Here is a 24,516-nt window from a genome sequence, read left to right as displayed (position 1 = left end):
ACGCTTGTCAGTTGTTGATCCGGGAACCGATCGGCTCTCCAGCCACGGCTTTGCCGATGTTGCCAGGTTCAAACAGATTGAAAACAACAATCGGGATGTTGTTGTCTTTGCAAAGAGCGATGGCCGTGCTGTCCATCACGGCGAGTTCACCGCTCAGAACCTGCTGGTAGGTGAGGTACTCCTGTTTCACGGCATCGGCATGGATGGCGGGATCCTTGTCATAGACACCATCCACCTTGGTGGCCTTGAACACCACATCCGCATTGATCTCGGCTGCCCGCAGAGCTGCCGTGGTGTCGGTGGTGAAGAAGGGATTGCCGCAACCAGCGCCGAAGACCACCACACGTCCTTTCTCGAGATGGCGGATGGCTTTACGGCGGATGTAAGGCTCGGCGACTTCCTGCATGCCGATGGCGGTCTGCACCCGGGTTGGTACACCTGCGCGCTCCAGTCCGTCCTGGAGCGTGATCGCATTCATCACGGTGGCCAGCATGCCCACGTAATCCGCTGTGGCTCGATCCATTCCGGCGGCCGACCCTTTCAGACCTCGGAAGATGTTTCCTCCGCCCACCACAATCGCCAGCTGGGTGCCGCCAGCGATCACCTTGGCAACGTCTTCAGCGATGGACTGCACGATGGCGGGATCGATTCCGTAGCCCTGGTCTCCCATCAGCGCCTCTCCGCTGAGTTTCAGGAGTGCACGCGCGTAGGCCATTCATCCACCTGATCCAGCTGACAGTAGCAACCAGGATCGGACGGTCCCGCCACTGGCGCGTACGCAGCGGAGCCGCTTGGATAGGGAAACGTCAAAGCCCCTATGTCTGACGAGAACGGTGGACGCAGTTCGGTGATGGCACGCCTCACCCTCTCCGCTCTGGATCGCGCTAGTCAGGATCCGTCCTGCTGGCGTGATCCCATTGTTCATCGTGCTCTTCTGGTGAGTGGTCTGTCCGTGCTGACTGCTGCGTCGGGTTTGATCAGACGCGATCTGGATCAGGGCTGAGACTCAGTACTCGATGCCAGCCTGAGCTTTCACACCCTGCTCTCTGAATGGGTGTTTGCTCAAGGTCATTTCTGTCACGAGGTCGGCTGCATCGATCAGTGATGCTGGTGCTCCGCGTCCCGTGACAGCCACATGGCACAGCTCAGGTCGCTCCCTCAGGCCAGCGATCACGGTGTCTGGCTCGATGTAGCCCAGCTTGATGGCCACATTGAGTTCATCCAGCAGAACCAGCTTGATGCGCCCGTCACGCAGATGGTCCAGGGCGGTTTGCCAGGCCTCTGTGACCAGTTGCTGATCACGCTGGCGGTCTTGGGTCTCCCAGGTGAATCCCTCCCCCAGTGCATGCCAGCTGATCTGGTCGCCGAACGCTTGTAGCGCCCGGGCTTCCCCTGGCTCCCAACCACCCTTGATGAATTGCACAACCGCCACTCGTTCGCCGTGGCCGAGGGTGCGAAGCACAAGCCCGAGGCCTGCCGTTGTTTTGCCCTTGCCTTGGCCGGTGAACACCAGGATCAGTCCCTTCTCCTTGTTGCGCTTCTCGACGCGCTGGCGTTGCACTTCTTGGCGTCGTTCCATGCGCTTTCGGTAGCCGGCATCGTCCTGCTCTGGTGCAAGCTTTCCTCCCATGCCCAGTTCCGCTGCCGTCTGGTCGAGATTGCTGTTGCTCATGGAGAAGGTGTGTCGATGCTTGGGCGTGCCGCGGTGAGCCGCTGCAGGGCCTGCCCTGCCAGTAACTCCTGCTTCACCGCAGTGAAACCGAGCTTCTGCAGCTGAGACGGCAGGTCATCCTCCAGCATGGACGTGGCCGTATCGGTTTCAAACAAGGCGCAGAACAGTTGTTGCGGGAGTCGCAGCCATGGTCCTGCGGGGTGCAGATCCACAATCACCAGCCAGCCACCTGGTTTCAACAGGCGCAAGCTCTGGCGCAGCACCAGCTCGCGTTCGCGGCGCGGAAATTCATGCAGCGCAACGCTCAGCTGAATGGCATGAAAGCTTTCATCTTGGAACGGTGGTTCCTCGGCCAATCCCTCCACTCGCTTCAGGCCTGGGTGGCGTCGGGCGGCCAGAGTCAGTGCGAGAGGAGAGAGATCAAGGCCTGTGACACTGAAGCCGGCCGCCAACCAGGGCGCTGCGGCCTCACCGCTGCCGCAGCAGAGATCCAGCACAGGTGCACCGCTCTCAAGCCTGGACTGCAGGGCCTCCAGCCCCAGGCTGCGGAGTTGCTCGACACCACCCACACTCAGTGATGAGATCGCCGTGACCGTGTCGTAGATCCAGCGGTAGCGATAGGCCAGGGGCCGCAGAAACGAGGTCATCAGGGTCAGGAATGGATGAGAGGGGCATCATCCAGAGCGTTCATCCTGACGTTGGAGTGACGCGTTCTGCGGCACCAAAAGCCGATAATCCGTTGAGATTTCGATGCGTTCTAGCAATCCAAACCGCAGCTGTTGTCTGCAACTGGATGGCCACCCTGGGTTAATGATCCCTCATGACGCCTGTTGTCGTGCCAGGGCCGCGTCCACAGCCTGTTGCTGATCGCGCCGGGTGATCCAGTGGTGATAGGTGCGGGTGTGAATGGCCACGGAGTGGCCCATCATTCTCGCAGAAACCGTGTCAGGCAGACCGATGTGGATGGTTCTCACTGCCCAGGCATGGCGCAGGTCATAAGGGGTGAGGGGAAGGTCGTAGCGCCGAAATTGCTCGGTGACCCGGCGTCCCACCTGCTGCAGGGTCGTTGTCCTCAGATCAGTGCTGATCACCGGTAGCGCCTGCGGCTCTCGTCCAAGTTTCAGAAGGTCAAACCGCTCGACCCAGTCCGGGTTGAAAGGCCAAACCTGATGCTCACCCGTTTTGGTGGTAGGCAAGACCCGGATCACGCGATCTCCCGCGTCGCTCAGTGCGGAGAGGTCGCTGAAGAACACTTCATGGTTGCGAAGGCCATAGGTGGCCATCAGGCCATAGGCCAGTCGCCAGCGTGGATTGGGAATCCGCAGGATGCTCTCGAGAATTTGCTGGTCGCTGGGCAGCTGGCGGAAGCGGGCTCGATGCAGGCCATAGCCGGCCGCCTCTGCTCGCCAGTTCTCGGGCAGTTCCAGTTCCAGGTGCCTGGCCAGGCTGCCCAGGGCTGTGCTGCATTGCTGGCGACTGCGGCTTCCGTCGGGGTAGCTGTGCAGGGTCTGAAGCAGCAGCTTGGCGCCGATTCGCCCCGTGTCCTTGCCGGCCATTGTGCGCAGTCGTCGCAGATAGGGGTTGTAGGCACCTGTCCATGTGGTTCGACTGCCAGCAGGTGAGCGTCGCCGTCGTGGATCAGCAAAAAAGGCTTGCTCAAAGGTCTGGAGTTGCTTATCCAGCAGATGGCGAGTTCTAGCTGCAGCGCCGGATGTGTTCGCCGTTTGCGCAGGCGTCTTGATCCACTGCTCCCATCGAAACTGGTCGCGCTTGAGCTGGGCATCGATCACCCGAGCGATCTGCTCGGCTTCGCGCAATCCATCCCTGTCGTTCTCAAGGCCGAGGCTGAGGCGTTGCACCGATCGCTGGCCGGGTTTTTCACGCCCAGGTAACAAGCCACGCAGGTTTAACCGGCGACCGCGACATTCGATACGTAAGCCGATGCCGATCGAGGCCAGCGCTGCATTCGAATTTCGCCTGATCTCTTCAAGAGGCTCGCTGGGAGTCATCCTTTCCTTCAGGACATCGTCAAGATGCCGTTAACGCGGGTTACTCTCAACCCCTGCAATCGTTTCCAGACATGGCTCGGGTCGGTGTCGTACTGCTCAATCTGGGTGGCCCTGAGCGGATTCAGGACGTAGGTCCCTTTCTTTTCAATCTCTTCGCGGATCCGGAGATCATCCGGCTGCCAATTCCAGCTCTGCAGAAGCCTCTGGCTTGGTTGATCAGCACCCTTCGCAGCGGCAAGTCACAGAGCGCCTACCGCTCCATCGGTGGCGGTTCTCCACTGCGTCGGATCACCGAGCAGCAGGCTCGAGAGCTGCAGAGCCTGCTGCGGCAACGGGGTATTGAGGCCACCAGCTACGTGGCCATGCGCTACTGGCATCCCTTCACAGAGTCTGCCGTTGCGGATATCAAGGCCGACGGAATGGATCAGGTGGTTGTGCTGCCGCTTTACCCACACTTCTCCATCAGCACCAGTGGTTCAAGTTTCAGGGAGCTCCAGCGCCTGCGTCAGGGGGATGGTGTCTTCGAGAAGCTGCCAATCCGCTGCATCCGCAGCTGGTTTGACCACCCTGGCTACGTCACCGCGATGGCTGAGCTGATCGCTGAGGAAGTCCGCAATAGCGATGACCCCCTCAAGGCTCATGTCTTCTTCAGTGCCCATGGCGTACCGAAGAGTTATGTCGAAGAAGCCGGTGATCCTTATCAACAGGAAATCGAGGCTTGCACGGCTCTGATCATGAAGAGGCTTGAGGAGCTTCTGGGCCACGACAACCCTCACACCCTCGCTTATCAAAGCCGTGTGGGTCCGGTCGAGTGGCTGAAGCCTTACACCGAAGAAGCCCTCGAAGAGCTCGGCAAAGCCAAAATCAACGACCTTGTCGTGGTTCCGATCAGCTTTGTCAGCGAGCACATCGAAACGCTGGAGGAAATTGACATCGAGTACCGCGAACTCGCCACCGAGTCCGGTGTGGTGAATTTCCGTCGCGTCCGTGCTCTCGACACCTATCCCCGCTTCATTGAGGGATTGGCTGATCTTGTGGTCACCAGCCTTGAAGGCCCTGAAGTCAGCCTTGATGCGGCAGCTGAACTGCCAACCAAGGTGAAGCTCTATCCCCAGGAGAAATGGGAGTGGGGCTGGAACAACAGTTCCGAAGTCTGGAACGGGCGACTGGCCATGCTGGGCTTCTCCGCGTTTCTGCTGGAGATCATCAGTGGCCAGGGTCCTCTGCATGCACTCGGACTGCTCTGAACTCCGGCAAACCGAGAGGCCGGCCCTTAATCTTGAGGGTCAATTCCCCGTGACGACACAGTGACGCTGATCTCCGCTCCCACGGCCGACACAGCGTCCAACAGTGATGGAAGTCGCCGGATGAGCGGAGCCCAGGCCTTGATGGATGCTCTGCGGCTGCACGGTGTGGATACGATTTTCGGTTATCCAGGTGGCGCCATTCTTCCGATCTACGACGCCCTGCATGTGGCAGAGAGCGAGGGTTGGTTGCGTCACTTCCTCGTGCGTCATGAACAAGGCGGAACCCATGCGGCGGATGCCTATGCGCGTGCGACCGGCAGAGTCGGTGTGTGCTTCGGAACGTCCGGTCCTGGGGCGACCAACCTGGTCACGGGCATTGCCACCGCTCAGATGGATTCTGTGCCGATGGTGGTGATCACCGGTCAGGTTCCGAGGACGGCGATTGGAACCGATGCCTTCCAGGAAACCGACATCTTCGGCATCACCTTGCCGATCGTGAAACATTCATGGGTTGTGCGAAACCCCGCAGATCTCGGTTCGGTGGTTGCCCAGGCCTTTCACATTGCAGCCTCGGGTCGACCTGGTCCCGTTCTGATTGATATCCCTAAAGATGTTGGCCAGGAGGAGTTTGATTACATCCCGGTTCAGCCAGGATCCGTCGTTCCTGCTGGGTTCGGCTCCACTCCAGCACCTGATTTCCAGTCGCTAGAGGCAGCACTTGACCTGATCGCCGAAGCCCAGCGCCCTCTCCTCTACGTGGGGGGCGGTGCAATTGCCTCCTCCGCTCACGACAGCATCGCCGTACTCGCAGAGCGCTACCAGATTCCTGTCACCACGACGTTGATGGGTAAGGGCGCCTTTGACGAGAACCACTCGCTGGCGCTGGGCATGCTGGGCATGCACGGCACGGCCTACGCCAATTTTGCTGTAACCGATTGCGATTTGCTGATTGCTGTCGGTGCTCGCTTTGATGACCGGGTGACCGGCAAGCTCGATACCTTCGCCCCGCATGCCCGGGTGATTCATTTCGAGATCGATCCGGCTGAGATCGGCAAGAACAGGCGCCCTGATGTCGCAGTTCTCGGTGATGTCGGCACCAGCCTTGCCGCGCTGGTGGATCTGAGTCTGCGCCGTTCCTCCGAACCTCAGACCAGCATCTGGTTGGAGAGGATCCGCGAGTGGAAACAGCGTTACCCCCTCTCGATTCCTCCTCAGGAAGGGCCCATCTACCCCCAGGAAGTGCTGATGGCTGTCCGTGATCTGGCCCCCGGCGCCATCGTCACGACGGATGTGGGACAGCATCAGATGTGGGCTGCTCAGTACCTGCGCAATGGTCCACGTGGCTGGATCAGCAGCGCCGGACTGGGGACGATGGGGTACGGGATGCCTGCAGCTCTTGGTGCCCAGGTCGCTTGTCCTGATCGACAGGTGGTGTGCATAGCTGGAGATGCCAGTGTGCTGATGAACATCCAGGAGCTGGGCACTCTCGCTCAATACAGGCTTCCGGTGAAGGTGGTGATTGTGAACAATCACTGGCAGGGGATGGTTCGTCAGTGGCAGGAGAGTTTCTACGAAGAGCGTTACTCCGCCTCGGACATGCTGGGTGGCATGCCCGACTTCGAAGCTCTGGCTAAGGCATTTGGCGTGGAGGGGATGAAGATCGTTGAGCGCAATGATCTCCACACCCGACTCGCGGAAGCGTTCGCCTCACCGCATCCAACCCTGGTGGATGTGCATGTTCGTCGGGGTGAGAATTGCTACCCGATGGTTCCACCCGGTTGCAGCAATGCCCAGATGGTGGGTCTGCCGGCCCATCCTGAGTTGGCGTTCCCGGACTCAGGTCGTTCTGCCTCTAATCCAGGAGGCCAGTGAGAGTCGGCATTCTCATTGCAGCTGTCTTCAGCCTGATGCTGTTGCTCGTGGTGCCTCCCCAGGCTTTTGCCGCCGAGGTTCTGCAGGTGCGCTCAGCAACGCTGCTTCAGATTGGTGACCGCAATCGTAATTACAGCGTGCAACTGGCTTGTGTTCAGGTGGATCCCGAGGATGAGCCGCAAGCGCAGGATTGGATGCGTCGTGCGCTTCCCCGTCGCCGACGGGTGAATCTGCGGCCGGAGGGCAGTGCAGATGGTGTCCTGCTGGCCAGGGTCACTCCGATCGGAGATGACCTTGATCTGGGATCTGCGCTGGTGAGTGAAGGTCTGGCCCAGGTCACTTGTCCCGGAGCCTGAGATGGCACGCAACCGCATTGCCTCAGGAATTGTCATGGTGCCCTGTGTGCTTCTGGGCGCAGCTTTTTTGAGCACGGCCATTTGGGGTGACGCGGCGTCTGGCAACCGTTCTCTCGCGATCGGCATCGGCAGTCTGCTGCTGTTTGCCGGGCTGCTTTCGCTGGCGATTCAGGGTGGCAGCCCCGAAGCTGAGACCAACGACGACCCAACAGAGCAGTCCCCTTAGGGGGCGAACAATCGTTCTGATCTCCGCTCGGTAGTGTTTGTACCAGGGGTCGGGAAAGGAGAGAGCTCGTGCTGCGCCTGAGCGAGCTTCGGCTGGAGCTGGACCATACGGAGGATGATCTTGAGCAGGCTGTTCTGCGTTGCCTGCGAGTGCCTCGCGAGCAACTGATCTCCCATCAGTTGGTGAAGCAGAGCATTGATGCCCGTCGTCGGGATCGAATCCGGATCATCTACAGCGTGGATGTTCAGGTACGGGGCGAGAAAGCATTGCTACGTCGTCGTTCGGCTGACCGGCGCATTCGTCGCAGTCCTGATGAGTCCTACCGATTTGTTGCCCGCGCTCCTTCCAGTTCGGGTGATGCGTCATGGGCGCGGCCTGTTGTGATTGGGGCAGGACCCTGTGGTTATTTCGCAGCACTGCTGCTCGCGCAGATGGGATTTTGCCCACTGTTGCTGGAGCGCGGACAGGCAGTGAAGCAGAGAAGCCGAGACACGTTCGGATTCTGGCGTCGTCAATCGACGTTCAAGCCCGAATCCAATGTGCAGTTCGGCGAAGGGGGGGCTGGAACCTTTTCCGATGGCAAGCTTTACAGCCAGGTGAGCGATCCCGTTCATTACGGCCGCAAAGTGCTGGAGGAATTGGTGAACTGTGGCGCCAATCGCGACATCCTTACCCGTCACCGACCCCATATCGGCACCTTCAAGCTGGCGACAGTGGTGAGGGGGTTGCGCGCTCAGATTGAGGCTCTGGGCGGTGAGGTCCGCTTCGGTTCCCGCGTGGAACAACTTTTGCTGGAACCGACCCACGCCAGCGACGGCAAGTCGATGCGGATCACTGGTCTGCAACTCGCCGATGGCAGCTGTCTTGACTGCACTCAGGTGGTTCTAGCTCCTGGACATTCGGCGAGGGACACCTTCGCGATGTTGGATCGGATCGGTGTTGCCATGGAGCGGAAGCCCTTCGCGATTGGTCTTCGGATCGAGCATCCGCAGTCGCTGATCGACAACGCCCGCTGGGGAGATGCCGCTGGCCATCCAATGCTTGGCGCCGCTGAATACAAGCTGGTGCATCACGCAGCCAATGGCCGCTGCGTCTACAGCTTCTGTATGTGCCCCGGTGGGTTTGTGGTGGGTGCGACCTCCGAACCAGGTCGTGTTGTGACTAATGGCATGAGCCAGCATTCCCGCAACGAACGCAATGCCAACAGCGGGCTAGTGATCCCTGTGTCGGATGCAGACCTGGAGGCCCATGAGCGCTGGCCAGGGGATCCACTCGCGGGCCTGGTGTTCCAGCGTGAACTTGAATCCCTCGCTTTCCAGCTCGGCGGTGAGGACTACAGCGCCCCGGTGCAGCGACAGGAGGACTTTGTGGCCGGAAGGCCATCCACGTCTCTCGGATCGGTTCGCCCCTCTTATCAACCTGGGGTCCAACCCTCAGACCTTGCCGAGCTTCTGCCGCAACCGATGGTGGTGGCCCTGAGGGAAGCTCTGCCGGCCTTCAGTCAGAAAATCTCCGGTTACGACCATCCCGATGCCGTTCTGACGGGGGTCGAGACCCGTACCTCTTCGCCGTTGCGCATCCCTCGGGATGATCGGCTGGAGTCGCTCAATGTGCTCGGTCTCACGCCTGCCGGTGAGGGTGCCGGTTACGCGGGCGGGATCCTTTCAGCATCGATCGATGGCATCCGTGCTGCTGAAGCGGTTGCATTGCGTCTGCTGGCGCCGATATCGAACTGATGCCGGCGGAATTCAGATCGCAGCTTGTCCAACGATTCCACTCCACTGAACCGCCTTCACCTGATCACGCCGCCAGGAGTGAAACAGGCTGGGCTCAGCGACTGTGCAGAGCGGACATGTGCTGATCCTGGTGTGATTAATCCCTTCGGCTTTCAGTTGCTGCAGGGCCGCTTGTCGGATGTCCAATCGGCAGTGACCTTGCTCGGGATCGGGATCAATCACGGCTTGCCTCTGCAGCTCCTCCAGTGATCTGGGTTCGGCTGCCAACCCCTCACCCACCTGAAGGGCCACTGACTGCTCCACTTGGTAGCGCTCACCACTGACCGCTGGTCCGAGGGCGACGATCAGCTTTTCTCTGCAGGCGCCTCGTTGCTCAAGTCTGGCGATGGCCTCGGGAAGGATACGGCTGGCCACGCCTCGCCAGCCGGCATGGCATGCGGCAACGTGCCCGCTTTTGGGATCAGCGAGCAGAACCGGAGTGCAGTCGGCTCCACAGACCCAGAGGCTCTGCCCTCCGCGATCGCTCACCAGGCCGTCGGCATCAGGCCATGGTGCTGCTGCCGCAGCGGAGGCCTCAAGCACGACGTTCCCATGGACTTGCTGGGGGCGATGAACGGAGACACCGCAGGACAGGTATGTCGCTAGCTCGTCGGGACCACGACCCTGCCAGCGGCGGGTGAAGAACCCATGCTCAAAGCCAGCGTCATCCAGTTGATCTGCTGTGAGGTAATAACCGCCATAACAGCCCACCCATGTCCAGCCCGGCAGGGTGTTGAAACGGCTGTCGGGCAGAGCGAGAGGATCCTCTGTCTCAGCGCCAGGATTTGCTCCCTGAGCGGAGCTCATGGTTGCGGCTGATCCCTCAGCATCCAGAAGCCTTCGAACCGTTCACTCTCAGGAGCACTCTGCACAGCAATGAATTGAAGGCCATGCAGGTTGAGGCACGACGCTTCGAGCGCGGCGGCGATCTGCTCGGCTTCCTGTTGGCTCAGATCACTGACCAGCCAGGAGTCGTCCTGACCAGCGTCAAGGATCAGCTGGCGGGAGCTCACACGCAACCGCACGGGTTCCAGCCCTCCGAGCCAACCTGCGAGGGCAAGGGCTCTGGTGCGACTGAACAGACGCAGCCCGGGAACTTCAAGATTTGCCTTGAGAGAGGGGGGGACAGGCAGCAGACCGTTAAAGCCAAGGGGCCAATCATTTGCATCCTTCAAGCTGCCGACGGGCAGCCCAGCCCAGGTCCAGGCGTCGCCCCGGACGGCTTCGGGCAAGGGCAAAGGTGGGGTTTCAACAGGGGACGGCGGCAGGGCAAGGGGGCCTGCCATGAAGCCCTCTTCCTGTGGGTATAGCGTCCGCTCTCGTTCATCCAGCCAGTCGAGCAGGGCATAGGTGCGCCTGCTCGATACCACTTCCAGCAGCAGTTCAGCCGCCGCACGCTGCACCATCGTTCTCATGGCACTGCGCCAGGCGCGCAGTCTCTGCGGTGGCTTCCAACCCTGCTCTTCAGCCTCGGCCAAGGCTTCGCGCAGGGCAGCGGCCAACCAGGTGGAATTCACCTCGCTTGCCGGACAGAGCTTCTCGAAGCGGAAGCATTCGTTGCTGTTGATCTCCGGGGTGCTGATGATCAGCAGCTCCCAGCGCTTCTTCCCATCCTTTTCGAGGATGGGCCTTGAATAGAAGTCCAGCTCCCAGTCGGCCTGACGATCGCTCCGGGACTGGGGGCCGGCGTCACCGGCAGACATGGAAGCTGTGATCATCCAGCTGACTGTTCCTGCTGCCTGAGGGCATTACGGGCTCTGTTGGCTCGATCGGCAGCCTCGGCCATGACGGTGTCCTTATCGACGAGAAGTTCCCCTGGTTGGCCTTCCAGTAGGGCAGTGTTGAGTGCGATCCGGCCTCGACCGGGATCAAGCTCGGTGATCAGAGCCTTCACGGTGTCGCCCTGTCCGAAGACTTCGCGCAGTGTGCGCAGACTCCCTCCGGTGATCACGGACTGATGCAGCAGTCCACTGACGCCTCCCAGATCGATGAACAGTCCATAGGGCTTGATCGAGGCCACCTGACCTTCCACCAACTGCCCCACCTCAAGCTCTGAAAAACGGGCGGCCGTTGCAGCGCGCTTCTCGGACAGGACCAGTTTGCGGGTCTCGGAGTTGACCTCAAGGAAGGCGACGCCAAGTATCTTCCCAACCAGTGCTTCGTGGTTTTCACCCTCCTGAAGCTGTGATCTGGGAATGAAGCCCCTTAATCCTTCGAGGTCGCAAGTAACACCCCCTCGATTGAAACCGGTGATTTTGACCTGAGCCACCTTGCCGTCCTTGGCGAGCTGCTTGACCTTGTCCCAGCTTTTGCGCAGAGCTAAGGCACGGCAGCTGATGGTGACCATGCCATCGGCGTTCTGTTCACGGGTGACCAGCACCTCAATCTCGAGCCCCTTGGGAAAGCGTTCCTTCAGATTGGTGATGACCCCAAGACCACATTCGCTTTTGGGCATGAAGCCGGGAGCCTTGCCGCCTATATCGACATAGACACCATCGCTTTCCATTGCAATCACGGTGCCAGTCACTACCTCACCTGTTGTGCCTACTGGCTCATTGGCATCGAGCGCTGCGAGGAAGGCATCTTCATCGAAATCAAAATCGTCAACGCTGCGGCTTGCTGCAGTGGATGATTCAGCGGGTGCATTACTCAGCTTGCGGCTTGAATCAGCAGGGCCGAGTAGGTCGGCCATGGTCATCCCCGCTAGATCTTCATCGTCGGCATCGCGTGACGGAGCGGCAGACGCTTGTGGCCCTCTGGGAGGCGCAGGGGGGCTGGGAGCAATCGACTGGCTTCCTTCTGCTGCAAGTGCGGCTTGCTCAAGCTGTGCGGCACGCTTCGCCGCCGCATCTGCTGCGGCACGGGCCTCGTCCGCTTCTTTGCGCAAACGATCCTGCTCTTCCCGCTTGCTGATATGCATCACCTGAAGCGGTTTTCGTGGCGGCTGTGCCGAAGCTGCAGCAGCTTTGCCACCATCAAGTCGGGGATTCTGACGTTCTGTTCCGGCCATGGAACCCATTGTCCTTGGCAGGACAGTCTGACAGCAGGAGGTTGATTCAGGATGAGCGTCGATGGTGGACAAAACTCCAGGCGGCTGGGCTGCAAGACCTGGCCGGAGGCCTCTCTGGCATTGGAGCGGAGCGGCTCAACCCTTGTCTGGCCATTCGGCGCTTTTGAGCAGCATGGTCCGCAGCTCCCTCTCCTCACGGATGCGCTTTTCGCGCAACGCATTCTCGATCGCGTGCTGGAAGGGCTTCCCGAAGAGATGCCGATTTGGGCTTTGCCGACTCAGGCGATCGGTCTTTCACCTGAACATCGCGGCTTTCCAGGAACACTCAGCCTCAGTGCCGAACTGCTGATTCGGCTTGTTAAGGAAGTTGGTCAACAGCTCGCGGCCCAGGGTGTGCAGCGATTGGTGTTGTTCAACGCCCATGGCGGTCAGATCGGTCTGTTGCAAACAGCTGCCCGTGAACTGGCGGTCGAGACCCCTGCGATGGCCGTCCTTCCCTGTTTTCTCTGGAGTGGAGTTTCGGAACTCAAGTCCCTCGTGCCTGCTGATGAGCTGGCGAATGGGTTGCATGCTGGGCTCGCTGAGACCAGCCTGATGCTGGCGCTTGAGCCCTCTCTGGTTGGTGAACAGAGGCCGCTCGATGGTGACCACTTCAGCGAGACGGCGGCAGCCACTCCTCCTGAAGGCTGGAGTCTTGAAGGTTCCGCCCCTCTCGCCTGGTTTGCCGCAGACCTCAGCCATTCCGGTGTTGTCGGGGACAGTCGCGGTGCTGATGTGATGCTCGGAAGTCAGTTGGAGACTGCGCTTGTGGCCCATTGGCGTCGACTGTTCAGCAGCCTGATGAGATCCAGCTGGCCACCTCAAGCAGACCCGCGACGTATCTGAACACCATCAATCGAACATCCAATATCGGTGGCACTGGTTACAGTCACCGACGTTGACCGTTACGGAAAGATCCATGCCGACCCCCGTCAGCCCCGAGGTCGCCGTCCTTGACGAGCGGGATGCATCGGCACAGCAGCTGCCTGACTTCACCACTGAGGCTTACAAGGACGCCTACAGCCGCATCAATGCGATCGTGATTGAAGGTGAGCAGGAGGCCTACGACAACTACATGTCGTTGGGCACCATGATCCCCGAGCATGCTGATGAACTGGCTCGGCTAGCCAAGATGGAAATGAAGCACATGAAGGGCTTCACGTCTTGCGGCCGCAATCTTGGAGTTGAAGCAGACCTGCCTTTCGCCAAGGAATTCTTCGGTCCCCTACACGGCAATTTCCAGACCGCCTTCAAGGAAGGCAAGGTCGTGACCTGCCTTTTGATTCAGGCATTGCTGATCGAAGCCTTTGCTATCTCCGCTTATCACATCTACATCCCTGTGGCAGATCCGTTTGCCCGCAGGATCACCGAAGGTGTCGTGAAGGATGAGTACACCCATCTCAACTATGGCCAGGAGTGGCTTAAGGCCAATTTTGAAGCCAGCAAGGAAGAGCTTTTTGCTGCCAACAAGGCCAATCTTCCTCTGATTCGTTCGATGCTCGATCAGGTTGCTGGTGATGCTGCTGTTCTTCAGATGGATAAAGAAGATCTGATTGAGGATTTCTTGATTGCCTATCAAGAAGCTCTCAGCGAGATCGGCTTCAACATGCGTGAGATTGCTCGAATGGCAGCAGCAGCTCTCTGAACCTCGGCTGAAACGAGCCTACTAAGTCCCATTTGGAAGGTTCAGGTCCGGTTCAAGCACAGGCACGTTTTCCATCGAACGTGCCTTCATGGGAACATGAGTTATCAGCCCGTTATCAGGGTGAGATTGAATTCAATGCGTACACGTACGACCGTCGGCAGTACATGTTTGGTCTGATCGGGCACTCCACCAGCTTTGAGGCGGCGAGGCGCAAGGCTTCAGATCTCGGGTTCGATCACATCGCCGGAGGCGATCTAGATGTCTGGTGCAGTGCGCCTCCCCAGCTGGTGGAGAACGTTGAGGTCACGAGTGCTACAGGCAAGACCATCTCTGGTGCCTACATCGATTCCTGCTTTGTGCCTGAGATGCTGAGCCGCTTCAAGACGGCTAGGCGCAAAGTGCTGAACGCCATGGAGCTTGCTCAGAAAAAGGGCATCAACATCACGGCTCTTGGCGGCTTCACGTCGATCATTTTTGAAAATTTCAACCTTCTCCAGCATCAGCATGTGCGCAGCACAACCTTGGAGTGGGAGAGGTTCACCACGGGCAACACCCATACGGCCTGGGTGATCAGTCGTCAGGTTGAGAACAATGCTCCTCTTCTGGGCATCGATCTCTCGAAAGCCAAGGTTGCCGTGGTCGGTGCCACTGGAGATATCGGTAGTGCTGTCTGCCGTTGGCTCTCCAATCGCACGGGTGTTGCTGAGCTGCTGCTGGTTGCCCGTCAGCAGCAGCCCCTCAAGGATCTCCAGTCGGAACTGGGTGGCGGAAGGATCCTCAGCCTTGAAGAGGCACTCCCTGAGGCTGATGTCGTGGTCTGGGTCGCGAGTATGCCGCGAACGCTTGAAATTGATTCAGCCTCGCTGCGGAAACCCTGTCTGATGATCGATGGGGGTTACCCCAAGAATCTCGATGCCAAGGTCGCCTGTGAAGGCGTTCATGTGCTGAAGGGAGGCATTGTTGAATTCGGCAGCGACATCGGCTGGACCATGATGGAAATCGCTGAGATGGATAAACCTCAGCGCCAGATGTTCGCCTGCTTCGCGGAGGCGATGCTGCTTGAATTCGAGGAGTGTCACACCAATTTCAGCTGGGGGCGTAACAACATCACTCTGGAGAAGATGGATTTCATCGGCGCTGCATCGGTCCGTCACGGTTTCTCCACCCTCAATCTCCAAGGACAGCCTCAGGCTGTTGTTGTCTGAAGTCGTTTTCCCCTTCCTCAATGGCACGTCGCCCCCTGCTTGATTTCGAGAAACCGCTGGTGGAGCTCGAACAGCAGATCGAGCAGATCCGTCAGCTGGCAAGAGATTCAGAGGTCGACGTCAGCCAGCAACTGCTGCAGTTGGAAACGCTTGCAGCCCGCCGTCGTGATGAGATTTTTCGTTCCCTGAGCCCGGCTCAGAAAATTCAGGTTGCCCGGCATCCTCATCGGCCAAGCACCCTCGATTTCATCCAGATGTTCTGTGATGACTGGGTTGAATTGCATGGTGATCGCCGTGGCAGTGATGACCAGGCACTGATTGGTGGGATCGGACGGCTAGGGGAACGATCGGTTCTTCTGATCGGCCATCAGAAGGGGCGTGACACCAAGGAGAATGTGGCGCGGAATTTCGGCATGGCCACTCCGGGTGGCTACCGAAAAGCTCTGCGGCTGATGGAGCATGCCAATCGCTTTGGTCTGCCGATTTTGGCCTTCATCGATACGCCCGGGGCTTATGCCGGTCTGTTGGCGGAGGAACAGGGGCAGGGTGAGGCCATTGCCGTGAATCTGCGCGAGATGTTCAGCCTGCGGGTTCCCATCGTCGCCACGGTGATCGGTGAGGGGGGCTCCGGCGGTGCACTCGGAATCGGAGTCGCTGACCGGCTGATCATGTTTGAGCACAGCGTTTATACCGTGGCCAGCCCTGAGGCCTGCGCCTCGATTCTTTGGCGTGATGCGGCGAAGGCTTCCGAGGCTGCGGCTGCGTTGCGGATCACCGGCAAGGATCTGCTCAGCCTTGGTGTGGTCGACGAAGTTTTGCCTGAGCCAGCTGGTGGTAACAATTGGGCTCCCCTCGAAGCAGGTGAGACGCTGAGAGCAGCACTGAATCGCCATCTCGACGATCTTCTGGCTTTGTCCGTCGATGATCTGAGGGATCAGCGCTACATGAAATTCAGGGCCATGGGGCGTTTCCTCGACGCCACCTCGCCGGAAGGAGGTTTCGCTGCCTAGGGTGCTCCGGATTGCACGGATTTCTTGCCTTCCGTTCTGATCACCGGCGCATCACGTGGAATCGGTCATGCCGCTGCCAAGGCTTTTGCCGAGGCGGGGTGGGATTTGCTTCTTGTGTCCCGCAGTGAGGCTGCATTGCAGTCTCTCGAGTCGGAACTGAGTGCTGGTGGTGTTCGTGTCGCCTACAAGGCGATCGATCTCACCGACTCATCCGCCATCGCTCCCGGCATTGGTGAATTACTGAATCAGGGTTTTCGCCCTTCAGTGCTCATCAACAATGCCGGTGCTGCCTGGACCGGGGAATTGTTGGAGATGCCTCTAGACCGCTGGGACTGGTTGATTCAACTCAACCTCACCAGTGTTTTCCAGGTTTGTTCCGCTGTTGTTCCTGCCATGAGACCAGCGGGTGGATTGGTGATCAACGTGAGTAGCCATGCGGCCAGAAACGCTTTTCCCGGTTGGGGGGCGTACTGCACCGTCAAAGCTGCTCTGGCGAGTTTCACTCGCTGCCTGGGTGAGGAAGAACGTGCTCATGGCATTCGTGCCTGCACTCTCACGCTTGGTGCGGTCGATACCTCCCTCTGGGACTCCCCGACCGTAGACAGTGACTTCGACCGACGTGCCATGCTGCCCGTCAATCAGGCCGCTGCCGCTCTTCTTCACTTGGCCCAGCAACCTGCCACTCAGGTTGTTGAGGATTTAACCCTCATGCCAGCTACAGGCGCTTTCTGACTTCTGAAAGAGATGACTTCTACACTTCCTACTTCCACTAACGGAACCACTGCCGCTGCGCTCAGTCAACTGAGTTCGCATGCGTCACTGAGTAAGGGCCGTGGTCAGTTCGCTCTTACTGACGCCAAGATCTCCGAGGTGATTCGCGAGCGTCTGCGTGAGCGTGGGGCTTCATTCCTCGCCAATGACAACATCGCCGATCACATTCTCCCTGGAGAATTAGAGGAGCTTCAGATGGAAGTGGCAGATCGCTTCCGTGATCTTCTGCACAGCCTCGTGATTGATATCGAGAACGACCACAACACCGAAGAGACGGCCGAACGGGTCGCCAAGATGTATATCCAAGAGGTCTTCAAGGGGCGTTATCACCAACAACCCAAGGTGGCCAGCTTCCCGAACGTGAAGCAGCTCGATGAGATCTATACGGTTGGACCTCTCACCGTCCGTTCCGCCTGCTCTCACCACTTTGTGCCAATTATGGGCAACTGCTGGGTCGGCATTAAGCCAGGTGCCCGAGTGATCGGTCTCTCCAAATTCACCCGCGTCGCGGACTGGGTGTTCTCACGGCCTCACATCCAGGAGGAGGCAGTGATGATCCTTGCAGACGAAATCGAGAAACTCTGCGAGCCCAAGGGCCTCGGGATCATCATCAAGGCTCAGCATTACTGCATGAAATGGCGTGGTGTGAAAGAGCCTCAGACCAGCATGGTCAATTCCGTGGTCCGGGGTGACTTCCGTCATGACCCCAGCCTCAAGCAGGAATTCTTTGAGCTTGTGCGCCAGCAGGAAGCTCTGCTGAGTAACTGATCTGATCCGCTCGCTGGCTGAGTAGGACATGGGGTGCCTCAAGCAGCTCCCCAATTGTTCAATTGCTGATCGGACCGATCACGTTGCTGCTGACTCGTTGAACGTTGCCGTCAAGGCCGCGCACTACCAGTACAGCCATCAGCCTTTCGTTTCGGTCCTGCGGGCCGACTTGATAGCTGTGGCCTGAGCCCGATTCCACCAGCGTCCAGTTCCCCTGGCCACTGCGGCGGTACCAGTGGACATCAAGTTCATCCACTTCAGCTCCCTGAAGTTGCAGTTCCGCTTTCAGCAGCGCACCTTCCCTGGCCTCTCCAACCAGCACAAAGCGTTGCAGTCCTTGGATCGCCTGCTGCAGATGTCCCTCCTGCTGAAGCCCCTGGTCGATCTGTCCATCGAGCACCTGAATCTGCTTTTCAGGGCTTGCCGTCAGGCCTGGCACACATTGAAGACTGCCGTTCTCCAGTCGGCATCCCGGCAGCATGCCCTGGGCTGAACCCCCGAATGGGACTGCCGCCATCAGGGTGAGGAAAAGTGACGTAGCCCGGAACATGGGTGCTGTTGAAGGGAGATTCAACCTATCCCCGGTTGCCCGAATTGACCCTGACGGCCTCAACGAGTGCTTCGACACGACGGAGATCCTTCACCCCCGGACTGTGCTCCAGGCGGCTGGACGCGTCCAGACCAAAGGGGCTCACTTGATGCACCAGTGTTGGGACCCACTCAGCGCTGATCCCTCCAGCCAGCCACCAGGGAAGGTTGCTGCAGATCCGCGTCTCCAGCCGCTCAAGCCATGCAGGATCGAGGCGATGCCCCGTCCCTCCCAACTGCTTCGGGCTCCAGGCATCCAGAAGCAGGGCATCCACGCTGGCGGCATAGGCGTCGATGCCGTTGAGATCCTCCTCCCCACGCAGGCGTAGGGCTTTCCACCACTTGATGGCGGGATACAGCCAACGCAGCTCTGCGCATCGTTGTGGCGATTCCTCCCCATGCAGCTGCACCACCGAGGGCTGTCCCTCCCCCGACAGTGCCGATGTCAGGAGTTCATTGCTGGGGTCTGCCACGACCCAGACCCGCTTCAGTAAGGGATGTTCCTGGGTCAGTCTCTGAAAGATGGCCCTACGTTGATTCGGCTCTACGAAACGCGGCGTGTCCGGGACTCCGATCACGCCGATCGCATCCACTCCCATGGCGGCGATCTCACAGGCCTGATCGCAGTCGGTTAGGCCGCAGATCTTGAGAGACAGGCCCTGATCGACCATGGGGGAGCAGCATTGGATCTCCTTTCTAGGATTGAGCTAACACTGCCGGCCAGCCCGCCGGAAAATCATTTGGGTGATGGCTGGCAACTTATGCGAATCGGCGGGATCCCTCTGAGGGTCCATCCCAGTTGGTTCATTGTTCTGGTGTTGTTCACCATGGCCTTTCAGCAGCAGGTCGCCAAACTGCCTGCCGCAGCCGGTGCTGATTGGATCAGCTGGTCCATGGGGCTTCTCACTGCGCTGCTGTTGTTTGTGTCTGTGCTGTTGCATGAGCTTGGCCATTCCTTTGTGGCCCTGCGCGAGGGAGTGAAGGTGAGCAGCATCACCCTGTTTTTGATGGGTGGAGTCGCTCGGGTGGAACGGGAATGCTCCACGGCGATGGGCTCGCTCAGGGTGGCTGCCGCCGGTCCGGCGGTGAGTCTGATCCTTGGAGCTGTGTTGCTGTTCAGTGTCCACTCCGCTGAACATGTCAGCCCCCTACTGGGAAATCTTGTGGCTCAGCTCGGGGGGCTCAATCTGGTGCTGGCGCTGTTCAACCTGCTGCCGGGGTTGCCGCTGGATGGCGGCTTGATTCTCAAATCCCTTGTCTGGCAGTGGACCGGCAGTCAACGTCGAGGCATTCAGGTGGCGACCGCCAGTGGTCGTTTCCTATCTCTCCTTGCCTTGGTGATCGGGTTCTGGATTGTGCTTAGGGGAGGTGGATTCGCTGGACTGTGGCTCGTGCTTCTCGGCTGGTTCGGAATGAGCGCGTCCCGAAGTCAGACCCAGACCCTGGCCCTGCAACAGGTGCTCAAGCGGGAAACTGTTGGACCGGCGACCTCCCGTCGCTTCCGCGTGGTGGAGGCGGATCAGAGTCTGCGCAGTCTCAGCAAGTTGCGTCTGGGAGCGGTGGACAGCGACGATCCCTGCATCCCTGACTGGGTGCTTGTCTGTCGAGGCGGTCGATGGATTGGCTTCATCACGGATCAGCCACTTAAGGACCTACCTGTTCAGCAATGGGATCGCCAGACCATTGCTGATCATCTTCAGCCCCTGGAGCGTTTGCCCTCGATCAAGCAGGCAGCACCACTCTGGGAGGCGGTCCTTGCTCTGGAAGAGACGGAGCAGGGGCGTCTGCTGGTGCTCGGCCCTGCCGGTTTGCCCGACGGAACGCTTGATCGCATTGATCTGGGCGAAGCCGTTCTCAAGGGTTTATCCGTGAAACTGCCGGAGGCCATGCTCACGGCGGCACGCCGCTCCAACACTTATCCGTTCGGAATGCCCCTGGCCCAGGTGGTGAAGAGTATGCGTGCTTCAGGGCTTCTTGATGATCAAAGTGCTGAAGTATCCAGTCGATAACGCTCAGCACCTTGCTGCATCAAGGTGAGTTCTTCGCTGCTCAGGGGCTGATCAGTCCAGTCGTGATTTGACAGCCCCTCGCTGAAACTGGAGATCAGCGCTGTTTCGACTGCCGAGGCATCGGGCGCGGCTGGCCTCCATTGCGGAGGGTCGGTTCCGAATACGGTTCGCCAGAGATCCGCCGGTGAGTTGAGAGGGATTTCACCGTGCTGCAGAAGATGGCCGTGCTGCCAGAACTGGGCACTGCCAATGCGTTTGGTTCCCTGACTGTCGACAAGGTCGGCCGCTGTGGAACGGGCAAAGCAGTTCACGGCGCCGGCCTCTGCAGGGGCGACGCCTGGATTAAGACTGAAGCCCAGTTTTGAGAAGCCTGCGGTGAGCCAGTGGTTCACCTGCAGAAAAGCCTCCCGCTTCTGTCGCGGTGCTTCAGGCCACACCAGTGCGTAGGTCAGGCCACCGGCATGGAGCACGGCACCGCCACCACTAGGGCGGCGTAGCAGATCTAGCTCACCTGTCCTGGCAAGGTTTCGCCAAGCCTCTGGAATGTCCCGTTGATGCCTGCCCAGGGAGAGGGATGGCCGGCTCCAAACGTAGAAGCGCAGCACCGGTTGCTTCTGCCCCCTTGTCCAGCACTGCTCAAGCAGCAGGGCATCCAAGGCCATCTGTTCGGCGCCGTTGAGCGTGAGAGTCGGCAGCAGGCGACCGTGGCGTAAGTGCTCGGACCGGCAGGATGCTGGCAGAGTCATGGCGGCGATGACATTGGCGGATGTGCTGCTGGCCGTGCCATTGGGGCTCCTGGCAGGAGCTCTGGCCGGTCTACTGGGAATCGGTGGTGGTCTGATCTTCGCGCCTCTTCTGCTCTGGATGGGGCTCAGCCCCCACCAAGCGCTGGCAACGAGCACGTTTGCCATCGTGCCGACGGCGATCGGCGGCAGTTACACCCATTGGCGGAGCCGTTCCTTGCCGCTGAAACCTGCCATGGTGATTGGCCTGACGGCTTTTGCGACTGCACTGATCTTCAGTCGTCTGGGTGGTCTGGTTGCCGGCTGGCACCTCTTGGCTCTGCAGGCCTTGCTGTATCTGGTGTTGGCTGGCTCAATCCGAGCCGATCCTGAAGCATCTCAACCGAGTGATGGGCAGCGTCCATCTCCCTGGGGGTTGTCTGCGGTCGGTGCTGTGGCGGGTCTGTCCGGAGGACTGCTTGGACTGGGCGGAGGGCTGTTGATGGTGCCCCTGATGGTGAGGGGACTGTCGATGCCCATCCGTCAGGCGATTCGACTGAGCACGTTGGCCGTGGCCTGTTCGGCCAGTGCAGCCTCGCTCCAGTTTCTGCAGGAAGGACGGGGACTGGCTTGGATGGGGTTGCTGCTCGGAGGCGTTGCTGCTGTTTCGGCCCAGTGGACCGCATCCCGCCTGGATCGGGTCAAGCCGGGAATGCTGGCCTGGCTCTTACGGCTTCTGGCATTGGTGCTAGCCATCGACAGCGGTCGCAGGGCCATCGCCCTCGCGCTCTCCCTGAACTGAACTCAGCCCCCAGTCCAGGCGATCAGAGGCTGAAGGCCAAGAGCGATCACCAGGCTGACAATTACGCCGATGGACGCTTTCCAGAGATCGCCGCCAACGATCTTGCCGAGACTGCCTCCGGATCGGTTGGTGAAGGCGTATTCAAATTCCTGTTCTTTGATGCGAAGGGCGATTTCACGACCACCCAGCAAACCCAGGAACACCCACGTTGTGCTTAACGGGAAGCTGCTGAGAAATGCCTTGTACAGCAGGCAAAGCCCGAACATGAAGTCGATCACCGTGGCCGAACGCAGATCAGTGGTGTTGGTTTTGCTGCGAAGCACACCCTGAATCGGACCACCGCCTATGGCGACGAGCACACACAGTCCGATGCAGAGGACGGCGGTGCAGACCAGCATCGGAAATAATTCAAGCTCGCGGGGAAGGAAGACGAAAATGTTGGCGAGATCCTGCACCATCCACATGCTCCAGAGGAAGCCGGTGGAGGACCACTGAAGGCCATACCAAACCTTGTTGAAATCCTTGCCTTCCTGGGTCCGCCGGAACACCCAACGCTCCAGTAGCCACATTCCAAGAACCCAGGCCGCCAGTCCGAGACAGAACGCCAGGAAATAACCAGCCAGAGAACTTTCGAGAAGTTTTGGGATGTTCTTGGGAACAAATGCGGAAAGCACCAGGAAGGATGTGCTGACGGGCGCGCCCCAGGCGGTCAGCCCCAGCACCGCAATCGGAGGAATGATGTAGGCCCAGGTGAAAGTTTCAGGAGTCGGGAAGTTTGCCAGCCGTCCCCAAGCAGGGTCGCCGCCGTTGATGGACCAGCCGAGCATCAGCACGCAGATCGTGACGGTGCAGATGAAAATCATCTGCACCACTTTGGGAGTGCGTTTTTTGTTGGATGAGATGTAAGTGCCGAGTGTCTGAAGCGAATCGTTCGCCACCACTGAGTAGGCAGCTAACAAAAAGCCAATAACCATCCAGATGTTGACGTCCATCGATCCAATGAATTCCATCTGGTTTTAAGAAGCGTCTCGCGGTGCTTGTGTTGTGTGAACAACACGTGGATTGTGCGCATCCTGCGTGCGGTCTTCTTTGAAGGCTTAGTTCAACACGGTCAGTGACTGGATTTGGAATGTTTTTACCCAACTTGCGAGTGCCTCCAGTGAGGTGCGATCTGGAAGACAGACGCAGCCACTGCCGGGGTTGCAACCATGGATGCCCAATCCGGAGCGGGTCGTTTCGAAGCGTGGCGTCAGGGTGAGCCAGATGTCGTCTCCCAAGGCTTCAGGCAGACCCAAGAAGTAGTTGCCCGAAGGCAGGGGGGCTCCATTGCCGGGAGACCAGCGGCGATCGAGTGATTGGCTGGAAGCAAACCCGCTCACGGCCTCCCAGCTGGCCAGAAGTCGATCGTCTTGATGAAGCTCAAGTTTCCAGAGGCGTTCTCCATCCTGACGTTCGTCTTCAGTGCGTCGAGCCGACAAAGAAAGAGGCGCTTGGCTCAGATTGGCAATGAGCTCTGGGGTTGGGCCGAGCTGCCCTGGTGGTGAAGGTTCCTGTGGCTGTGATCCTGAAATCGCTGCAGGGATGGAGGCTTGCGCTGGTGCTCTGAGGGCTTGCTCTGCTGGTGATCTCCTCAAGCAGCCCTGCAGAAGAACCCCCGCCAGCATTAGGCAGCACCACTGACCTCCGGCTCTCCTCGGGGTCATCGCGCCTGGTCCAGCAGCTCCCAGAACCCCCCATCCAACTCGAAGCCAAGGCTTGCCGCCATCAAGGAAAGATTGCCGCGTTGATGTCCAGGAATCCCCGCATCTGCTCCATGCTGATCTAGAAGCATCAGCCGGTGAGTGATCCAGATCTCAAGGGCCTGGGGGTCGAAACGGATGCCTTCGCTGGGGCTGAAATCGTGGGGAACCAACATCGCCACATGTTGAGCCAGGCTTCCGCCGGTGCGATCCAGCAACAAAGGCAGCCAGGGGTAGTGCGCGTCTGCACGCAGAGCCCACAGCCGAGGCTCAGGACATTCGCTCAGCTCTCTTGGGTCATTGACCTCACGGGGCCAGTCGTAACGCAATTCCAGGACAGCGCCGGCATCGAGCAGCTCCTGAAGAGGGCGTTCCATCCAGGCTGAAAGCGCCTGCAGGTTCAGTGTCCTGATCGCTTTTGCGTCGATCGTCACCAGGGAATCAGGACTCAAGGCTTCCATGCGGGTGTGACAGGCCTTTGCGAATGATGGCGCCCCGAGGCCTGCGCAGGAAAGAATGCAAAGGTTTCAAGCTTCCGTCATGGTCAGCACCCTTACCCAGGCCGAAATCTTCATCGCTCTCGTGGTGGCTGCTCACGCCGGTATCCTTGCGATTCGGCTTTGCGTGAGCCTCTATCGCGCCTGAGCTCTAAGGGGCCTCTTGGCACGAACGGTACGCCGCGTTACAAGCGGGCATGCAGAAAGCCGTTTCGTCAGCACCTGATGCCGCCTCTCTGGCGGCCTTGCTTCAGCAGCAGAATGATCGAAGGGAACTGTTGTGCAGTGCCCTGGCGCTTGCCGTGAAGGGTGGTCTGATCTTTCTGGGCGTGGTGAGTGTTGTGCGGTTGTCGATGGCATATCAAGAGCGGCTCGACCGCCATGGAGAGCTGGCGGCTGTGGTGGATGTGGAAGCCACCAAGCTGCAAGGGCTGCAACATCGCTTTGACACCCTGTTCACCCTCGGTGGTGACGAACGTTTGATGGATGAGCAGGAGCAATGGATTGCTCCCAATCGCTTACGGGTGATTTGGCGCTAACGGTCTTGCTCTAAT

The 24,516-nt window shown here is 59.3% G+C and carries 29 protein-coding genes; 16 read left to right on the top strand and 13 right to left on the bottom strand.

What is annotated here, in order from left to right; genetic code table 11:
• Positions 1-7: 7 nt before the first annotated feature.
• Entirely contained in the window at positions 8-715 is a 708-nt protein-coding gene (pyrH, locus tag DXY37_RS01550; RefSeq protein WP_115125043.1) for a UMP kinase, read from the bottom strand.
• Positions 716-817: 102 nt separating this feature from the next.
• On the opposite strand from pyrH, the gene DXY37_RS01545 reads away from it, so the two are divergent.
• Positions 818-1,003: a hypothetical protein gene (locus DXY37_RS01545; protein ID WP_067092902.1), complete on the top strand. Its 186-nt coding sequence runs from the start codon at positions 818-820 to the stop codon at positions 1,001-1,003.
• A 3-nt stretch (positions 1,004-1,006) separates the two neighbouring features.
• Here the strand turns inward: DXY37_RS01545 and cobO are convergent, their stop codons facing one another.
• From cobO to DXY37_RS01530, 3 genes are all read right to left on the bottom strand, one after another.
• Complete coding sequence (gene cobO, locus DXY37_RS01540) at positions 1,007-1,672, bottom strand: cob(I)yrinic acid a,c-diamide adenosyltransferase (RefSeq protein ID WP_115125042.1); 666 nt, start codon at positions 1,670-1,672, stop codon at positions 1,007-1,009.
• A complete protein-coding gene (locus DXY37_RS01535; protein WP_115125041.1) occupies positions 1,669-2,319 on the bottom strand; it encodes a class I SAM-dependent methyltransferase in 651 nt (216 codons plus the stop codon). The genes cobO and DXY37_RS01535 overlap by 4 nt, the downstream gene beginning before the upstream one ends.
• Positions 2,320-2,490: 171 nt before the next feature.
• Positions 2,491-3,681: a site-specific integrase gene (locus tag DXY37_RS01530; RefSeq protein WP_115125040.1), complete on the bottom strand. Its 1,191-nt coding sequence runs from the start codon at positions 3,679-3,681 to the stop codon at positions 2,491-2,493.
• Between the two features lie 71 nt (positions 3,682-3,752).
• On the opposite strand from DXY37_RS01530, the gene hemH reads away from it, so the two are divergent.
• The 5 genes from hemH to DXY37_RS01505 all read left to right on the top strand — a co-directional run bounded on the left by hemH (position 3,753) and on the right by DXY37_RS01505 (position 9,118).
• A complete protein-coding gene (gene hemH, locus DXY37_RS01525) occupies positions 3,753-4,928 on the top strand; it encodes a ferrochelatase (RefSeq protein ID WP_115125039.1) in 1,176 nt (391 codons plus the stop codon).
• 60 nt (positions 4,929-4,988) lie between these two features.
• The gene (gene ilvB, locus DXY37_RS01520) at positions 4,989-6,800 is read left to right on the top strand and encodes a biosynthetic-type acetolactate synthase large subunit (protein ID WP_115125038.1); all 1,812 of its coding nucleotides are present in this window, start codon (positions 4,989-4,991) and stop codon (positions 6,798-6,800) included.
• A 35-nt stretch (positions 6,801-6,835) separates the two neighbouring features.
• Positions 6,836-7,156 carry a nuclease gene (locus DXY37_RS01515; protein ID WP_115125168.1) on the top strand — a complete coding sequence of 107 codons (321 nt, stop codon included), beginning with the start codon at positions 6,836-6,838 and terminating at the stop codon, positions 7,154-7,156.
• Between the two features lies 1 nt (position 7,157).
• The gene (locus tag DXY37_RS01510) at positions 7,158-7,382 is read left to right on the top strand and encodes a GIVxVP protein (protein ID WP_115125037.1); all 225 of its coding nucleotides are present in this window, start codon (positions 7,158-7,160) and stop codon (positions 7,380-7,382) included.
• 68 nt (positions 7,383-7,450) lie between these two features.
• Complete coding sequence (locus tag DXY37_RS01505; protein WP_115125036.1) at positions 7,451-9,118, top strand: NAD(P)/FAD-dependent oxidoreductase; 1,668 nt, start codon at positions 7,451-7,453, stop codon at positions 9,116-9,118.
• A 12-nt stretch (positions 9,119-9,130) separates the two neighbouring features.
• Here the strand turns inward: DXY37_RS01505 and pgeF are convergent, their stop codons facing one another.
• The 3 genes from pgeF to DXY37_RS01490 are packed head-to-tail and all read right to left on the bottom strand — an operon-like array spanning position 9,131 to position 12,167.
• Positions 9,131-9,964 carry a peptidoglycan editing factor PgeF gene (gene pgeF, locus DXY37_RS01500; RefSeq protein WP_115125035.1) on the bottom strand — a complete coding sequence of 278 codons (834 nt, stop codon included), beginning with the start codon at positions 9,962-9,964 and terminating at the stop codon, positions 9,131-9,133.
• Entirely contained in the window at positions 9,961-10,860 is a 900-nt protein-coding gene (locus DXY37_RS01495; protein ID WP_244276772.1) for a Tab2/Atab2 family RNA-binding protein, read from the bottom strand. Before DXY37_RS01495 ends, pgeF begins: the two co-directional genes overlap by 4 nt.
• 11 nt (positions 10,861-10,871) lie before the next feature.
• On the bottom strand, positions 10,872-12,167 hold the full coding sequence (locus DXY37_RS01490) for a S1 RNA-binding domain-containing protein (protein ID WP_115125167.1): 1,296 nt from the start codon (positions 12,165-12,167) through the stop codon (positions 10,872-10,874).
• A gap of 51 nt (positions 12,168-12,218) precedes the next feature.
• Between DXY37_RS01490 and DXY37_RS01485 the strand changes: the two genes are divergently transcribed.
• The 6 genes from DXY37_RS01485 to folE all read left to right on the top strand — a co-directional run bounded on the left by DXY37_RS01485 (position 12,219) and on the right by folE (position 17,605).
• The gene (locus tag DXY37_RS01485) at positions 12,219-13,052 is read left to right on the top strand and encodes a creatininase family protein (RefSeq protein WP_115125033.1); all 834 of its coding nucleotides are present in this window, start codon (positions 12,219-12,221) and stop codon (positions 13,050-13,052) included.
• Between the two features lie 73 nt (positions 13,053-13,125).
• Positions 13,126-13,851 carry an aldehyde oxygenase (deformylating) gene (locus DXY37_RS01480; RefSeq protein ID WP_115125032.1) on the top strand — a complete coding sequence of 242 codons (726 nt, stop codon included), beginning with the start codon at positions 13,126-13,128 and terminating at the stop codon, positions 13,849-13,851.
• Positions 13,852-14,015: 164 nt separating this feature from the next.
• Complete coding sequence (locus tag DXY37_RS01475; protein WP_115125166.1) at positions 14,016-15,056, top strand: long-chain acyl-[acyl-carrier-protein] reductase; 1,041 nt, start codon at positions 14,016-14,018, stop codon at positions 15,054-15,056.
• A gap of 20 nt (positions 15,057-15,076) precedes the next feature.
• Complete coding sequence (locus tag DXY37_RS01470; RefSeq protein WP_067092914.1) at positions 15,077-16,066, top strand: acetyl-CoA carboxylase carboxyltransferase subunit alpha; 990 nt, start codon at positions 15,077-15,079, stop codon at positions 16,064-16,066.
• Between the two features lie 24 nt (positions 16,067-16,090).
• Positions 16,091-16,798 (top strand): SDR family oxidoreductase, encoded by a 708-nt coding sequence (locus DXY37_RS01465; protein ID WP_115125031.1) that lies wholly within the window; start codon positions 16,091-16,093, stop codon positions 16,796-16,798.
• 12 nt (positions 16,799-16,810) lie between these two features.
• The gene (gene folE / locus DXY37_RS01460) at positions 16,811-17,605 is read left to right on the top strand and encodes a GTP cyclohydrolase I (RefSeq protein ID WP_115125030.1); all 795 of its coding nucleotides are present in this window, start codon (positions 16,811-16,813) and stop codon (positions 17,603-17,605) included.
• Between the two features lie 58 nt (positions 17,606-17,663).
• Here the strand turns inward: folE and DXY37_RS01455 are convergent, their stop codons facing one another.
• Positions 17,664-18,122 (bottom strand): hypothetical protein, encoded by a 459-nt coding sequence (locus tag DXY37_RS01455; protein ID WP_244276771.1) that lies wholly within the window; start codon positions 18,120-18,122, stop codon positions 17,664-17,666.
• Between the two features lie 58 nt (positions 18,123-18,180).
• A complete protein-coding gene (locus DXY37_RS01450) occupies positions 18,181-18,864 on the bottom strand; it encodes a phosphoribosylanthranilate isomerase (protein ID WP_115125028.1) in 684 nt (227 codons plus the stop codon).
• A 69-nt stretch (positions 18,865-18,933) separates the two neighbouring features.
• Between DXY37_RS01450 and DXY37_RS01445 the strand changes: the two genes are divergently transcribed.
• Entirely contained in the window at positions 18,934-20,202 is a 1,269-nt protein-coding gene (locus tag DXY37_RS01445; RefSeq protein ID WP_115125027.1) for a site-2 protease family protein, read from the top strand.
• Here the strand turns inward: DXY37_RS01445 and DXY37_RS01440 are convergent.
• Positions 20,175-20,948 carry a lipoate--protein ligase family protein gene (locus DXY37_RS01440; RefSeq protein ID WP_115125026.1) on the bottom strand — a complete coding sequence of 258 codons (774 nt, stop codon included), beginning with the start codon at positions 20,946-20,948 and terminating at the stop codon, positions 20,175-20,177. The genes DXY37_RS01445 and DXY37_RS01440 overlap by 28 nt on opposite strands.
• On the opposite strand from DXY37_RS01440, the gene DXY37_RS01435 reads away from it, so the two are divergent.
• On the top strand, positions 20,947-21,726 hold the full coding sequence (locus DXY37_RS01435) for a sulfite exporter TauE/SafE family protein (RefSeq protein WP_244276770.1): 780 nt from the start codon (positions 20,947-20,949) through the stop codon (positions 21,724-21,726). The two genes, DXY37_RS01440 and DXY37_RS01435, sit on opposite strands and share 2 nt — an antisense overlap.
• A 2-nt stretch (positions 21,727-21,728) precedes the next feature.
• Here DXY37_RS01435 and DXY37_RS01430 read toward each other — a convergent pair whose 3' ends face one another.
• The 3 genes from DXY37_RS01430 to DXY37_RS01420 form a co-directional block, all read right to left on the bottom strand.
• Positions 21,729-22,718: a hypothetical protein gene (locus DXY37_RS01430; RefSeq protein ID WP_244276769.1), complete on the bottom strand. Its 990-nt coding sequence runs from the start codon at positions 22,716-22,718 to the stop codon at positions 21,729-21,731.
• A gap of 105 nt (positions 22,719-22,823) precedes the next feature.
• Positions 22,824-23,429 carry a hypothetical protein gene (locus DXY37_RS01425; protein WP_244276768.1) on the bottom strand — a complete coding sequence of 202 codons (606 nt, stop codon included), beginning with the start codon at positions 23,427-23,429 and terminating at the stop codon, positions 22,824-22,826.
• A complete protein-coding gene (locus tag DXY37_RS01420; RefSeq protein ID WP_115017072.1) occupies positions 23,426-23,926 on the bottom strand; it encodes a CRR6 family NdhI maturation factor in 501 nt (166 codons plus the stop codon). Before DXY37_RS01420 ends, DXY37_RS01425 begins: the two co-directional genes overlap by 4 nt.
• A 79-nt stretch (positions 23,927-24,005) precedes the next feature.
• Here DXY37_RS01420 and psaM point away from each other — a divergent pair, with 79 nt between their 5' ends.
• Both psaM and DXY37_RS01410 read left to right on the top strand, forming a co-directional pair.
• The gene (gene psaM / locus DXY37_RS01415) at positions 24,006-24,110 is read left to right on the top strand and encodes a photosystem I reaction center subunit XII (RefSeq protein ID WP_067092922.1); all 105 of its coding nucleotides are present in this window, start codon (positions 24,006-24,008) and stop codon (positions 24,108-24,110) included.
• 49 nt (positions 24,111-24,159) lie between these two features.
• Positions 24,160-24,501, top strand: a complete 342-nt coding sequence (locus DXY37_RS01410) for a hypothetical protein (RefSeq protein ID WP_115125023.1) — start codon at positions 24,160-24,162, stop codon at positions 24,499-24,501.
• Positions 24,502-24,516: the final 15 nt, after the last annotated feature.

Source organism: Synechococcus sp. GEYO, from assembly GCF_900473955.1.
Classification (GTDB): domain Bacteria; phylum Cyanobacteriota; class Cyanobacteriia; order PCC-6307; family Cyanobiaceae; genus Synechococcus_C.
Note: the sequence above shows the minus strand (reverse complement) of the source record. Positions and strands in the feature narration are given on the sequence as shown.